We start from the raw sequence: 13975 nt of genomic DNA, 5'->3' as shown, positions 1-13975 counted from the left end.
GCCCGCACTGTCGCGCCGCAACACATGATGCCGGTTCCCCGTCGTCCAAGGGAACCGGCTTCGCCATGCGCGCTGCCGGCGGCGCCGGGATCCCGGCGCCGCCGTGTGCCTCAGCTGTCGTAGGCGTCCAGCGGCGGGCAGGAGCAGACCAGGTTGCGGTCGCCGTAGGCGCCGTCGATCCGCCGCACCGGCGGCCAGTACTTGTCGGCCGCGGACACCCCGGCCGGGAAGACCGCCTCCTGGCGGCTGTACGGGTGGTCCCACTCGCCGCCCAGCGCCGCCGCGGTGTGCGGGGCGTTGCGCAGCGGGTTGTCCTCGGCGGGCCATTCGCCGGAGCCGACCCGGTCGACCTCGGCGCGGATGGCGATCATCGCGTCGCAGAAGCGGTCCAGCTCGGCCAGGTCCTCGCTCTCGGTGGGCTCGATCATCAAGGTGCCCGCGACCGGGAAGGACATGGTCGGCGCGTGGAAGCCGTAGTCGATCAGCCGCTTGGCGATGTCGTCGACGGTGACGCCGGTCTCCTTGGTCAGCGGGCGCAGGTCGATGATGCACTCGTGGGCGACCAGGCCGCCGGGGCCGGTGTAGAGGACGGGGAAGTGCGGCTCCAGGTGCCTGGCGACGTAGTTGGCGCTCAGCACCGCCTGCTGGGTGGCCTGCCTGAGCCCGTCGGCGCCCATCAGCCGGACATAGGTCCAGGAGATCGGCAGGATGCCCGCCGAGCCCCAGGGCGCCGCCGAGACCGGGCCGACACCGGTGGCCGGGCCGGCGGCCGGCTGGAGCGGGTGGTTGGGCAGGTACGGCGCCAGGTGCGCGCGCACCGCGACCGGGCCGACGCCGGGGCCGCCGCCGCCGTGCGGGATGCAGAAGGTCTTGTGCAGGTTCAGGTGCGACACGTCGGCGCCGAAGCGGCCGGGCCGGGCGAGGCCGACCAGCGCGTTCAGGTTGGCGCCGTCCACGTAGACCTGGCCGCCCGCGTCGTGCACGGCGGCGCAGATGTCGGTGATGTTGTCCTCGAAGACGCCGTGCGTGGAGGGGTAGGTGACCATCAGCACGGCCAGCTGCTCCCGGTACTGCTCGATCCTGGCGTGCAGGTCGGCGACGTCCACGTCACCGTCCTGGCCGGTCTTCACCACGACGACCTTCATCCCGGCCATCACCGCGCTGGCGGCGTTGGTGCCGTGGGCGGAGGACGGGATCAGGCACACCGTACGGGCGGTGTCGCCGTTCGCCCGGTGGTAGGCGCGCACCGCGAGCAGTCCCGCCAGCTCGCCCTGCGACCCGGCGTTCGGCTGGAGGCTGACCTTGTCGTAGCCGGTGACCTCGGCGAGCTGGTCCTCCAGACCGCGGATCAGGGTGAGGTAGCCCTCGGCCTGCTCGGCGGGCGCGAAGGGGTGCAGCGCGCCGAATTCGGGCCAGGTGACCGGCTCCATCTCGGTGGTCGCGTTGAGCTTCATCGTGCACGAGCCGAGCGGGATCATGCCGCGGTCCAGCGCGTAGTCGCGGTCGGCGAGCCGGCGCAGATAGCGCAGCATCCCGGTCTCGCTGCGGTGCAGGTGGAAGACCGGGTGGGTCAGATACGGCTCGGTACGCGCCAGGCCGGCGGGCAGCGCGTCCGGCGCGGCGCCGTCGAGCGCGTCGAGGTCGGTGCCGCCGTCCGCGCCGAAGGCGGCCAGGACGGCGGCCAGCTGGGCGCGGGTGGTGGTCTCGTCGCACGCGATGCCGACCAGGTCGGCGTCGGTCTGCCGCAGGTTGACCCCGGCGGCGCGGGCCGCGGCGACCACCTCGGCGGCCCGGCCCGGCACCCGGGCGGTGAGCGTGTCGAAGTAGCCGTCGTGCACGATCTCCACACCGGCCGCCCGCAGCCCCGCGTCCAGTACGGCCGCGTAGCGGTGGGCGCGGCGGGCGATCTGCGCCAGGCCCTCGGGGCCGTGGTAGACCGCGTACATCCCGGCCATCACGGCGAGCAGCACCTGGGCGGTGCAGATGTTGCTGGTGGCCTTCTCCCGGCGGATGTGCTGCTCGCGGGTCTGCAGCGCCAGCCGGTAGGCGGTGTCGCCGTCGGCGTCGACCGAGACGCCGACCAGGCGGCCGGGCAGGTTGCGGGCGTAGGCCTCGCGCACCGCCATGTATCCCGCGTGCGGTCCGCCGAAGCCCATGGGGACGCCGAAGCGCTGGGTGGTGCCGACCGCGATGTCCGCGCCGAGCGCGCCGGGCGAGGTGAGCAGGGTCAGCGCCAGCAGGTCGGCGGCCACCGTGACGACCGCGCCCAGGGCGTGCGCCTGCTCGATGACCGGCCGCAGGTCGCGGACGGCGCCGGAGGCACCCGGATACTGCAGCAGCACGCCGAAGACTCCGCGCTCGGCGATCTCGGCGGGGATGCCGTCGCCCAGGTCGGCCACCACGACCTCCACGCCGGCCGGCTCGGCGCGGGTCCCGATCACGGCGGTGGTCTGCGGGAAGGTGTCGGCATCGACCAGGAAGACGCCGCCCCTGACCTTGCCGACCCGCCGGGACAGCGCCATCGCCTCGGCCGCCGCGGTGCTCTCGTCCAGCAGCGAGGCACCGGAGGTGGGCAGTCCCGTGAGGTCGGCGACGACGGTCTGGAAATTGATCAGCGCTTCCAGCCGGCCCTGCGAGATCTCCGGCTGGTAGGGCGTGTACGCCGTGTACCAGGCGGGATTCTCCATGACGTTGCGCAGGATCACCGGCGGGGTGAAGGTGCCGTAGTAGCCCAGGCCGATCATCGGTGCCAGCACCTGGTTGCGGTCGGCGAGCGCCCGCAGTTCGGCCAGCACCTCGGCCTCGGTGCGGGCGGCGGGCAGTGCGAGGGCGGCGGCGCTCCTGATGCTGTCCGGTACGGCCGCCTCGGTCAGCTCGTCCAGCGAGCCGTAGCCCACCTGGGCGAGCATCTTTGCCCGGGCTGCGGCGTCCGGGCCGATGTGGCGGCGGGCGAAGGGCAGACCGGCTTCGAGTTCGGCGAGCGTGGTACGGGGTGCGATCGGATCGTTCATCTGCGGAGGCCTCCTGGTCTGCGACGACCTTCGGGGGTGCCCGGCTCGGCACCCGTACGGCCTCCCCCTCTGTCATCAGTACCTGAGAGCTTCGCCGTCCCCGCGGGGACGGCTTTCACCTTCGGTGAAGACCTGTCCCGCGAACGGCGCTCCCGGGGCGGGTCCTGCTTTCCAGAGTGACCTCGCCCCTGCGGTACGGATGCCTGAGAGATTCCGGGGAGGATTTGCTCCTTCGGCGCCTCCGAACCGCCGCTGCGGCACGCTTTCGGAGGACTCTCCCGCATGGGGTCTACGGCTGCATCCAGCCTACCAGCGCGTTCTGGACAGCGGCGGACCCGACATTCGGGTCGACATCACCCGCGATGTGGCTTTTGGTGGTAACCAACAGCTGTCGCCGTTGGTTGGAGGGACCGTGCAGACCGATATCGATCCGCGAAGCCTCATCGGCCGCCGCGCCTTCGACCGTGACGGTACGAGGATCGGCACCGTGGACGAGGTGTACCTCGACGACGCGACCGGTACACCGGAGTGGGCGGCCGTGCGGACCGGCCTTTTCACCCGCGACGCGTTCGTACCGCTGGAGCCGAGCGAACTGGTGGACGACGGCCTCCGGGTGCCGTACAAGAAGTCCCTGATCAGGGATGCTCCGGACTTCGGCGTCGGTCGGCATCTGTCACCCGAGCAGGAGTTGCAGCTCTACCACCACTACGGCATGGACGTGCCGACCGTCGCGGACCAGGACAAGGGGCCGCCGCCCGACTTCGGCGAACTCGCCGGCGGGGACCGGCGCCCGAAGGACAGCAGCTAGGGCCGGGCCCCGGCGGCGGCTACAGCCCCGCCGGGGCCTGGCGGCCGCTGAGCGGGAGCGGCTCGGTCCTGGACAGGGCGGGATCGTCCACGGCGAAGGTGCGCACCCGGCCCGGCACGGTGTCGGCGGGCACCTCGAAGCGGACCGTGACCCGGCCGACCCCGCTGCCCTGCACCCACCCGGCGCCGTACTCGGTGTGCTCGACGTCCTGGCCCGGCACCCAGCGGCTGGCCCGTTCCGGCTCCGGCGGCGGGGTGACGGGCAGCTCGGGCGGGGCGTCCTCGCCGGGATCGGCGCCGGAGTCCGAGTCGCGCAGATTCTGGGCCGCCTGGGCGAAAAGGTCCTCCTGGGTGAAGTCGGCGAGCCCGGACACACCGACGCCGAGCAGCCGCACCCCGCCGGTGGTGTCGACGGCCTCGGCGAGCCTGCGGGCGGTCTCCTTGACGACGGCGGGGTCGTCGGTGGGCGCCCGCAGCGTCTCGGAGCGGGTCAGGGTCGAGAAGTCGTACCGGCGGATCTTCACCACCACCGTCCGCCCGGAGCGGCCGGCGCCGCGCAGCCGCTGGGCGCAGCGGTCGGCGAGCCGGTCGATCTCGTACCGCACCCGGGCGCGGTCGTTGAGGTCGGTGTCGAAGGTGTCCTCGACGGAGATGGACTTCACATCGCGGTCGGCGACCACCGGCCGGTTGTCGAGCCCGGCTGCCATCGCGTGCAGCGAACTGCCGTGCGCCCTGCCCAGCAGCCTGACCAGCTCGGGTTCGCCCGCCTGTGCGATCTCGGCGACGGTGAGGATGCCGGCCCGCCGCAGATGCTCCGCGGTGGCCGGTCCCACGCCCCACAGGGTGCGTACCGGCAGCGGGTCGAGCAGCGCGCGCTCGGTGCCCGGCTCGACCACCACCAGGCCGTCCGGCTTGGCCTGCTCGGAGGCGATCTTGGCGAGCAGCTTGGAGCCGGCCAGGCCGACCGAGGCGGTCAGCCCGGTCGCGGCCAGGATGTCGGCCCGCAGCCGCTCGGCGACCGCCCGCGGGTCGCCCGCCAGGTCGCCCGCCTCCAGGTCGACGAAGGCCTCGTCCAGGCTGAGCGGCTCTATCAGCGGCGACACCCCGGCGAGCAGCGCCATCACGATGTCGCTGATCCGCCGGTAGATGCCGAAGCGCGGCACCAGATACGCGGCATTCGGGCACAGCCGCCGGGCGTGCGCCATGGCCATCGCGGAATGGACGCCGTGCACGCGCGCCTCGTAGGACGCGGTCGCCACCACGCCGCGGGGCCCGAGCCCGCCGACCACCACCGGCTTGCCCCGCAGGCTCGGCTTGGAGGCCTGCTCGACCGCGGCGAAGAACGCGTCCATGTCCAGATGGAGGATCGTCGGCGCACTTCTCACACCCTCGATCGTGCCGCACCGCACCGACAATCGCCGTACATGCGTACGGCACGGCGCCGCGGCGGACGCGTGCTGCGGTACGTAAACGTGTACGGCCAGCCGGTCCGGGGGCGGCTCTAGACCGCCCGGTTGCGCCGCCTGGCCAGCTCGTCGGCCGCATTGTGGCCGATCAGGGTCTCGCCGGTGTCCACGCGCTCCCCGTGCAGCTCGGACAGCGAACTCTCCACGTCCCGCCACACCACGCCCACCGCGATACCGAAGACCCCCTGGCCGCCCTGGAGCAGGTCGACGACCTCGGCGGGCGAGGTGCACTCGTAGACCGTGGCGCCGTCGCTCATCAGGGTCATCCTGGCGAGTTCCGCCGGGCCCACCGAACGCAGGTGGCGTACCGCCGTCCGGATGTTCTGCAGCGACACGCCGGTGTCCAGCAGCCGTTTGACGATCTTGAGCACGACCACGTCGCGGAAGCTGTACAGCCGCTGGGCGCCCGAGCCGTACGCCGGGCGGACGCTGGGCTCGACCAGTCCCGTACGCGCCCAGTAGTCGAGCTGCCGGTAGGTGATGCCGGTGGCCGCGCAGGCCGTCGGGCCGCGGTAGCCGATCTGCTCCGGCTCGGGGTCGCCGGCGGGCGCCGTCCCCGCCGTCCCCGGCTCGGCGGCGCGGGCCAGCGCCCCCCGGGTCGGATACGGGCCGCCGGTCGCCGAACCGTCGCCGGTGCTTCTCACGCCGCCCTCCGTCCTTCGCGTCCCGAACACCGCGCACGTGCCACGGGACTTGCCACTTCGACGGTAGGCAGTCACCAGGGGTGCGTCAACGATCGCCACACTCGGCACGCCGAGTGAAATTCACCCCACGAGTGGTTTGATGTGACCGGCTCCGGGAAAACCACCCCGAATGGCCTCACGGAGGCAACCTTGCCCTGTCGGCCGGGCCGGTCAGGGCCCGGCGACCGGATCACTGGTTGCTGGTACCGAAGTCCTCAGGCGAGATCTGGTCGAGGAATTCGCGGAATTTCTCCACTTCGTCCTCCTGCTCGTCCGGGATCGCGATCCCCGCGTCGTCGAGCACCCCGTCGCTGCCGTAGATCGGTGTCCCGGTGCGCAGCGCGAGCGCTATCGCGTCCGACGGGCGGGCGCTGACCTCGACGCCGCTGGCGAAGACCAGCTCCGCGTAGAACACACCCTCCCGCAGGTCGGTGATGCGGACCTCGGTGAGCGTCTGCCCCACGGCCTCCAGGACATCCTTGAACAGGTCGTGCGTCAGTGGTCGCGCAGGCGTCATCCCCTGCTGCGCGAAGGCGATGGCGGTGGCCTCGCCCGGCCCGATCCAGATGGGCAGGTACCGGTCGCCTCCCACTTCACGCAGGAGCACGATCGGTTGATTGGAGGGCATTTCCACCCGGACACCCACAACATCGAGCTCGTTCACACGTCAACCCTAGGACGTGCCCGCCGGGTTTGGGTAGTCGGGCAGCCCTCGCGCCGCCCGCGGATGCTGTTCGAACAGCGCGATTCCCCGGTCAGCGCAGGCGCAGGCGCAGTGCGGACCGCAGCATGGCGGCATGCAGCCGAACGGACAGCTCGGCCAGCTCCTCCGCGGTGACCTCGGCGTGTCGGCGGGTCTGCGGGTTGCGGTGCCTGCGCAGCGGCGCCACCAGCTGCTCCACGAGGCCGGCCTCCCGGTCGGCCGCGGCCTTCACCGCCCGCAGATGCCGCGGTTCCAGACCGTAGCGGCCCAGATCGGCGATCAGCCGCCCGATCACGACCGCCTCGGCGTCGTAGCCGCCGTCACCGCCCGCCCCGACCAGGCCGTAGGACTCCCACTGGTCCAGTTCCACCGCATCGGCCCCGGTGGCGGCCAGCAGCTCCTCCCGGCCGACCCGCAGCTCCTCAGGGGCGCGCAGGGCGTCCTCAGGGCCGCCCTGCGGCTGGTCCTGGCCGCCGCCGACGCGGGCCGGCAACGTGGGCTGCTCGCCGCGGTCCAGGCTCTCCAGATGCTCCTTGATGACCCGCAGCGGCAGGTAGTGGTCCCGCTGCACCCGCAGCACGTACGCGAGGCGCAGCACGTCGACCTCGGCGAATTTGCGGTAGCCGGACGGGGTGCGCTGCGGTTCGACCAGGCCCTCCGCCTCCAGGAAGCGGATCTTGGAGATGGTGACCTCGGGAAATTCGTCCCGCAGCTGCCCGAGCACCGCGCCGATGCTCAGCAGTGCGCCGTCCGGGGTGGCGGTGCCGTCTCCGGCACCGCCCGACGTTCGCGGCATGCACACCTCTTCTGGACGGTGAGGATCCCCCCGGACGGCGTCTGGGGAGTCAGACGCCGCGCTGGCTCGCGTAGAACACCAGCCGGTACTTGCCGATCTGCACCTCGTCACCACTGGACAGGGTCACCGCGTCGATCCGCTCCCGGTTGACGTAGGTGCCGTTCAGGCTGCCCACGTCGGAGACGGTGAAGAAGCCGTCCTGGCCCTGGCGGAATTCCACGTGCCGCCGGGAGACGGTGACGTCGTCCAGGAAGATGTCGCTCTGCGGGTGCCGTCCCGCCGTGGTCAGCTCGCCGTCCAGCAGGAAGCGGCTGCCCGAGTTCGGACCGCGGCGCACCACCAGCAGCGCGGAGCCGGGCGGCAACGCGTCGACGGCGGACTGCGCCTCGGGCGACAGCGACGGCATGATGGTCTGGCCGGTGGCCTCGGCCTCGTACGCCTCGATGCCCGAGATCGAGATCGTGGACGTCGTCTCCGAGGCGCGCTCGAACGGGGCGCCGCCGGGACGCAGCGGTGCGCCGCAGTTGGAGCAGAAGCGGCTGGCCGCCGCATTCGTGTGACCGCACCTGCCGCAGACCGGCAAACCGAACCCTCCACCCGTGGTCGAGGTTGATGGTTCCCCGGAACCTATGCGAGCGGACGACGCAGGGTCAACAGGCGCCACGCCGGGCGCACCCGAATAGCCGCCCCGGCCCTGCCCGTCGTTCCTGAACAGCGGGCGGTCGCCGGACTGCTCGTCCTCCGGCGTGCTCCGCGGCGCACGGTGCCGTGCGGTCGCCGGGTCACCCGACTGCCGCGCGCTCTTGCCGAACAACTTCCCAAACAACTTCACGGGCGATTCCCCTTGAAAGACGCAGACCCGCCCGTAAGGCAGGACGAACCCTCACTACACACAGTTTCCACCACACAGCAGTCCACCGACGCCCCGACCCCCCGCCTCACCGGGATGACGACCGAGCGTAGTCAGGCTGGTTGGACGGCCGCAAGGCGTCCACGACGATCTTCTGCGACCTCACCACATCAGCCGTGGCCTGCTCCTTCTCCAGCGTCTGCACGACCCCGCCAGGGATGTTCAGCGCCGGCTCAAGATCCTGCGGATTTCCGATCACCTTGAAGACGTACGGCTGGGACACCCGGTGGCCGTCGATCAGCACCCCGTCCGTACCGTCGGTGAAGTACGTGTCCGCGACCACCCGCACCGCGTTGATCTGGATCGCCTCGGCGCCGGCCGCCCGCAGCTCCTGCAAGGTGTCGAGCAGCGAGTCCGCCGCGACAGCGCCGTGCGGGTCGGTGACCGTCAGCGTGATGCCCGGCCCCTCGGCGGCGACGGTGCCCGCAAGGATACCCAGCTGCTGCTCCTTCTGCCGGGTCTGTTTGAGCGCCTCTGCGGCCTGGTCGGAGCTGGACTGCAACTCGGTGCGCTGCGTCTCCAGCCCGCGTTTCTCGTCCTCCAGGCGCTGGGTGCGGTTGTCCACCTCGGTGAGGATGCGCACCAGGTCCTCCTGGCGGGCGCCGCGCAGGGTGCCGCCGTTGTCACTGGTGGTGTTCACCTGGATGGCCAGACCCAGGCCCAGCACGAAGAGCAGCACGGCGACCGTCAGCTGGGCACGTGAGGCCCGCGGCGGCCACAGCCCGGCCAGCAGCCGCTGCCGGCCGCTCGGCTGCCGTAGGGCGGGCTCCGGCGCTGTCGGGCCGGGCGGCTCCGCCGGGATCCGGCCGGGCGAGGTCGGGCCGGCCGGAGTCTCCGCCGGCTCGGGGCCGGGCCCGGAGGCGGACCCAGTGCCCGGCCGGTGATCGCGTTCGTCGTCGCGCTCGTCGCTCATCGCGCGGTCACGCCCGGAAGACGTGGCGGCGGATGGCCGCGGCGTTGGAGAAGATCCTGATCCCGAGCACGACCACCACACCGGTCGACAGCTGCGCGCCCACCCCGAGCTTGTCGCCGAGGAAGACGATCAGCGCGGCCACGACCACGTTGGACAGGAAGGAGACCACGAAGACCTTGTCGTCGAAGATCCCGTCGAGCATCGCGCGCAGGCCGCCGAAGACGGCGTCGAGCGCGGCGACCACGGCGATCGGGAGGTACGGCTCGACCCCGGTCGGCACCACGGGGCGCACCACGAGACCGACCACGACTCCCACGACGAGGCCCAGTACGGCGATCACTACGATCCCTTCCCTTTTGCGGCGTTGTCCGCCGGCCCGCTGCTGCCCCCGGCCGGCCGGGCGTACCGCACGATCAGGCTGGGCGCGGCCGGCAGGCGGACGTCCTTCTCCACGGTGACGCTCGCCCGGATCCCGTAGTTCTGCTCCAGCACGTGCAGATACTGACCGTCCGCACTGTCCTGGAAGGCCGTGCTCAGCTTTTCCCCGTCACCGATCGCCAGCACCGTGTACGGCGGCACCAGCGGTCTGTTGTCGACCAGTATGGCGTCTCCGGCGGCCCGGATCGCCGACAGTGCCGTCAGGCGCTGCCCGTTGACCGTGATCGCCTCCGCGCCGGACGCCCACAGGCCGTTCACCACGCGCTGCATGTCGCGGTCGCGGACCCGCCCGGTATCGGAGAACCCGCTGCTCTCCCGCGGGCCGCCGGTGCCGCCCTGGGAAGCCTCCTTGGCGTCGTCCACGACCAGCTTCACCCCCGGACCGTGCGCGGGCGTCCCGCCCGCCAGCAGTTCGAGCAGCCGGCTGTCGTCGCCGCCGTGGTCCTGCAGCGCCGCACGCTGTTCCGCGGACACTGTGTCGCGCAGGCTGTCGACGTTGTTCTGCAGGCTGTCCGCGCTCCTGGTCTCCGACTGGACGCGGTCAATCAGCTTCTGCCGCTCCTTGGCCTCGGTCGGGGCCGCCCGATGTGCCTGGGCGGCCCCGACCGTGAGCACGATCGCGGCCAGCACCAGGCCCCCGGCCAGCCCGAGCCGGCCGCTGAGCGACGTCGGCAGACGGGACGTGCCGACCTGGCCGCGGCGGGCCGCAGCCTCGGCGTATCCGTCGTCGAGGCTGTGCTCCATGACATTGGTGAGCAGGAACATCGAGGCGTCGGGCCGCCGAGGAGCAGCCCCGCGCGCGGGGCTGCTCCGATCGGATCGCGGCTGCGGCATGCCGCACATCGTCGCACGTCGTGACCACCACACTCGAACGGCCCCCTCGCGGCACGCCGTTCGGCTGCGGATTCACCGCGGGGTCACTCCCCGGCGCCCTCCACGACCTGCGACCACTCGTCGAGCAGCGCCTGAGCCGAGGCGTCGTCCGGGCCTTCCGCCCACAGGTGGGTGACCGCTTCCGCCGGGTCCGGCAGCACCATGATCCAGCGCCCGTCGGACTCCACGACCCGTACGCCGTCAGTGGTGTCCACCGACCGCTCTCCGGCCTCCTCGACCACCCGGCGCATGACCGAGCCCTTGACCGCCCACGGGGTCGGCACGTCCCGCTTGAGGACGTGCGCCTGCGGGATACGGGCGTCGATCTGGCTGAGGGTGAGCTGGGTGCGCGCCACCAGGCCGATCAGCCGCACAAAGGCCGCGGAACCGTCGAAGACGCTGCTGAACTCCGGCACGATGAAACCGCCGCTGGCGTCACCGCCGAAGATCGTGCCCTCCTCCCGGCCGACCCGGGTCAGGTCGTCGGGCGACGTCATCGTCCAGGTGACCTGGGTGCCGTGGTAGGCGGCCACCTGCTCGGCGATCCTGGTCGTGGTGACCGGCAGCGCCACCCGCCCGCTGCGCCGCTCCGCGGCCACCAGGTCGAGCAGCACCAGCAGCGCCCGGTGGTCCTCCACGATCCGCCCGCGCTCGTCCACCAGGGACAGCCGTTCGCCGACCGGGTCGAACCGCACGCCGAAGGCGGCCCGCGCCGACGACACGATCTCGCCGAGCCGTACGAGCCCGGCCCTGCGCGCCTCCTCGGTCTCGGTGGGACGCGCCTCGTCCAGACCCGGGTTGACCATCAGCGAATCGACCCCGAGCCGGCCGAGCAGCGAGGGCAGGACGAGCCCCGCACTGCCATTGGCGGCGTCCACCACGACCTTCAGGCCCGACTCGGCGATACCCGAGATGTCCACCGCACGCAGCAGCGCGCCGGTGTACGAGTCGAAGACCGTCGACGGGAACCGCAGGTCGCCGATCTCGCCGGGGAAGGCCCTGCGGTACTCCTGCCGGGCGAAGACCCGGTCCAGCTTGCGCTGGCCGGCCGCCGACAGGTCGGCGCCCCGCTCGTCGAAGAACATGATGTCGAGCGAGTCGGGCCGCCCCGGCGAGGTGCGGATCATGATGCCGCCCGCGCTGCCGCGGGCGGTCTGCTGCCGGGCCACCGGCATCGGTACGTTCTCCAGGTCCCGGACCTCGATCGCGCTGGTCTGGAGGGCCGAGATCACCGCTCGCTTGAGTGCGCGCGCACCACGGGAGTGGTCACGTGCGGTGGTGACGGTGGCGCCCTTCTTGAGCGTCGTCGCGTACGCCCCCGCCAGTCGTACGGCCAGCTCGGGAGTGATCTCGACGTTCAGGATGCCGGACACCCCGCGGGCGCCGAACAGGTTCGCCTGGCCGCGGGACTCCCAGATCACCGAGGTGTTGACGAAGGCGCCGGCCTCGATCGTCTTGAACGGATAGACCCGGACGTTGCCCGCGATGATCGACTCCTCGCCGATCAGGCACTCGTCGCCGATCACGGCACCGTCGTCGATCCGGGCGGCCCGCATCACATCGGTGTTCTTGCCGATCACACAGCCCCGCAGGTTCGTCTGCGGGCCGATGTAGACGTTGTCGTGCACCACGGCCTTGTGGAGGAACGCACCCGTCTTCACCACGACGTTGGACCCTATGACGCTGTGCTCGCGGATCTCCGCGCCGGCCTCGACCTTGGCGTAGTCACCGATGAACAGCGGCCCGCGCAGGATGGCGTCCGGGTGCACCTCGGCGCCCTCGGCCACCCACACGCCGGGAGAGATCTCGAAGCCGTCGACATCGACGTCGACCTTGCCCTCAAGAACGTCCGCCTGCGCCTTCACATAGCTCTCGTGAGTGCCGACATCCTCCCAGTAGCCCTCGGCGATGAAGCCGTAGATGGGCTTGCCTTCCTTCATCAGCTGCGGGAAGACGTCACCCGACCAGTCGACCGAGACATCGGCTTCGACGTAGTTGAAGACCTCCGGCTCCATGACGTAGATGCCGGTGTTCACCGTGTCGGAGAAGACCTGGCCCCATGTCGGCTTCTCCAGGAACCGCTCGACCCGGCCCTCGTCGTCCACAATCGTGATGCCGAACTCCAGAGGATTGGGCACACGGGTGAGGCAGACGGTGACGAGGCCGCCCTTCTGCTTGTGGAACTCGATCAGCTCGGTGAGGTCAAAATCCGTGAGCGCGTCACCCGAGATCACCAGGAACGAATCGTCCTTAAGGGCGTCCTCGGCGTTCTTGACACTGCCCGCGGTGCCGAGCGGCTTCTCCTCGTTCGCGTAGGTCAGCTCCATACCGAATTCTTCGCCGTCCCCGAAATAATTCTTCACCAGGGACGCGAGGAACTGGACTGTGACGACCGTCTCAGTGAGTCCGTGCCTCTTGAGCAGCGTCAAGACGTGCTGCATGATCGGCCGATTCACCACTGGGAGCAGAGGTTTGGGCATGCTTGAGGTCATTGGGCGAAGGCGGGTACCCTCGCCGCCGGCCATAACAACCGCTTTCATGTCGGAAACATCCTCCTCGTGACTCAGTCAGCCGTGGTGTCCGCCCTGACAAGTCGGCGGACCTGTACCACGTAGAGGATCCCTGCCCACCAGTACAGGGTTGTACCCCAAACAGTGAACGCCCAGCCGAAAACAGCTGCCAGTGTCGCAAGCCAACCGCTGCCGTCGCTGAGCAGCAGCAGCGGAAAGGCGTACATGAGGTTGAAGGTAGCCGCTTTCCCGATGAAGTTCACCTGGGGTGGGCCGTAGTGGTGTCTCCTGAGAATCAGCAGCATCACGGCCATCATCGCCTCACGGGCGAGCAGCAGGGTGGTGACCCACAGCGGCAGGATCCCCCGCCAGGTGAGGCCGACCAGGGTGGACAGCACGAACAGCCGGTCGGCGGCGGGGTCGAGGAGCCGGCCGAGGCTGCTGATCTGATTCCATCGCCGGGCGAGCTTGCCGTCCAGATAGTCGCTCACACCGCTGAACGCCAGCACCAGCAGTGCCCACCCGTCAGCCTTGGGGCCGCCGAACTCGGGCCACAGAATCAGCCACAGGAACACCGGCACGCCGACCAGGCGGGCCATACTGAGGATGTTCGGGATCGTGAAGATCCGATCCGTTTGCACCCGTGTCTCCTGGACCTCCACCGGGTCCCCTCCTGCTGTATCTACGTGCGAACATTGCGGGCCGACTCTACCCCAGGCACAAAAAAGGCCTGGCCTCGGATCAAGGATCCGAGGCCAGGCCTCTAATAATTGTTCGGCGGTGTCCTACTCTCCCACAGGGTCCCCCCTGCAGTACCATCGGCGCTGAAAGGCTTAGCTTCCGGGTTCGGAATGTAACCGGGCGT

General features: G+C 70.8%; 12 protein-coding genes, 1 rRNA gene and 2 riboswitches. Of the genes, 1 reads left to right on the top strand and 12 read right to left on the bottom strand.

Features of this window, described 5'->3' with window-relative positions; translation table 11 throughout:
• Positions 1-110: 110 nt before the first annotated feature.
• The gene (gene gcvP / locus V7E46_RS08830; protein ID WP_333767898.1) at positions 111-3011 is read right to left on the bottom strand and encodes an aminomethyl-transferring glycine dehydrogenase; all 2901 of its coding nucleotides are present in this window, start codon (positions 3009-3011) and stop codon (positions 111-113) included.
• 62 nt (positions 3012-3073) lie between these two features.
• Positions 3074-3191: riboswitch (glycine riboswitch) on the bottom strand.
• Between the two features lies 1 nt (position 3192).
• Positions 3193-3302, bottom strand: a riboswitch (glycine riboswitch).
• 121 nt (positions 3303-3423) lie between these two features.
• On the opposite strand from gcvP, the gene V7E46_RS08825 reads away from it, so the two are divergent.
• Positions 3424-3819, top strand: coding sequence for a PRC-barrel domain-containing protein (locus tag V7E46_RS08825; RefSeq protein WP_329181384.1), 396 nt, complete (start codon positions 3424-3426; stop codon positions 3817-3819).
• Between the two features lie 19 nt (positions 3820-3838).
• Here V7E46_RS08825 and V7E46_RS08820 read toward each other — a convergent pair whose 3' ends face one another.
• The 11 genes from V7E46_RS08820 to rrf form a co-directional block, all read right to left on the bottom strand.
• Positions 3839-5203 carry a DNA polymerase IV gene (locus V7E46_RS08820; RefSeq protein ID WP_333767897.1) on the bottom strand — a complete coding sequence of 455 codons (1365 nt, stop codon included), beginning with the start codon at positions 5201-5203 and terminating at the stop codon, positions 3839-3841.
• A gap of 116 nt (positions 5204-5319) precedes the next feature.
• Positions 5320-5928, bottom strand: a complete 609-nt coding sequence (locus V7E46_RS08815; RefSeq protein WP_329181381.1) for a MerR family transcriptional regulator — start codon at positions 5926-5928, stop codon at positions 5320-5322.
• A 229-nt stretch (positions 5929-6157) separates the two neighbouring features.
• Positions 6158-6631: a bifunctional nuclease family protein gene (locus tag V7E46_RS08810; protein ID WP_031518684.1), complete on the bottom strand. Its 474-nt coding sequence runs from the start codon at positions 6629-6631 to the stop codon at positions 6158-6160.
• A 91-nt stretch (positions 6632-6722) separates the two neighbouring features.
• Complete coding sequence (ftsR, locus tag V7E46_RS08805) at positions 6723-7466, bottom strand: transcriptional regulator FtsR (protein ID WP_333767896.1); 744 nt, start codon at positions 7464-7466, stop codon at positions 6723-6725.
• 49 nt (positions 7467-7515) lie between these two features.
• Positions 7516-8340 (bottom strand): FHA domain-containing protein, encoded by an 825-nt coding sequence (locus tag V7E46_RS33850; RefSeq protein WP_443054093.1) that lies wholly within the window; start codon positions 8338-8340, stop codon positions 7516-7518.
• A 64-nt stretch (positions 8341-8404) separates the two neighbouring features.
• Complete coding sequence (locus tag V7E46_RS08795; RefSeq protein ID WP_333767894.1) at positions 8405-9289, bottom strand: DUF881 domain-containing protein; 885 nt, start codon at positions 9287-9289, stop codon at positions 8405-8407.
• Positions 9290-9296: 7 nt separating this feature from the next.
• Positions 9297-9629 (bottom strand): small basic family protein, encoded by a 333-nt coding sequence (locus V7E46_RS08790; RefSeq protein WP_033175851.1) that lies wholly within the window; start codon positions 9627-9629, stop codon positions 9297-9299.
• Positions 9629-10570, bottom strand: coding sequence for a DUF881 domain-containing protein (locus V7E46_RS08785; RefSeq protein ID WP_333767893.1), 942 nt, complete (start codon positions 10568-10570; stop codon positions 9629-9631). Before V7E46_RS08785 ends, V7E46_RS08790 begins: the two co-directional genes overlap by 1 nt.
• Positions 10571-10644: 74 nt before the next feature.
• The gene (locus V7E46_RS08780) at positions 10645-13140 is read right to left on the bottom strand and encodes a mannose-1-phosphate guanyltransferase (protein WP_333767892.1); all 2496 of its coding nucleotides are present in this window, start codon (positions 13138-13140) and stop codon (positions 10645-10647) included.
• 23 nt (positions 13141-13163) lie between these two features.
• The gene (locus tag V7E46_RS08775) at positions 13164-13772 is read right to left on the bottom strand and encodes a CDP-alcohol phosphatidyltransferase family protein (protein ID WP_333767891.1); all 609 of its coding nucleotides are present in this window, start codon (positions 13770-13772) and stop codon (positions 13164-13166) included.
• Between the two features lie 110 nt (positions 13773-13882).
• A 5S ribosomal RNA gene (gene rrf, locus V7E46_RS08770) occupies positions 13883-13975 on the bottom strand; the annotation flags it as partial.

Source organism: Streptomyces sp. IBSBF 2435 (assembly GCF_036815005.1).
GTDB lineage: Bacteria > Actinomycetota > Actinomycetes > Streptomycetales > Streptomycetaceae > Actinacidiphila.
This window is presented reverse-complemented; position numbering and strand designations above follow the sequence as displayed.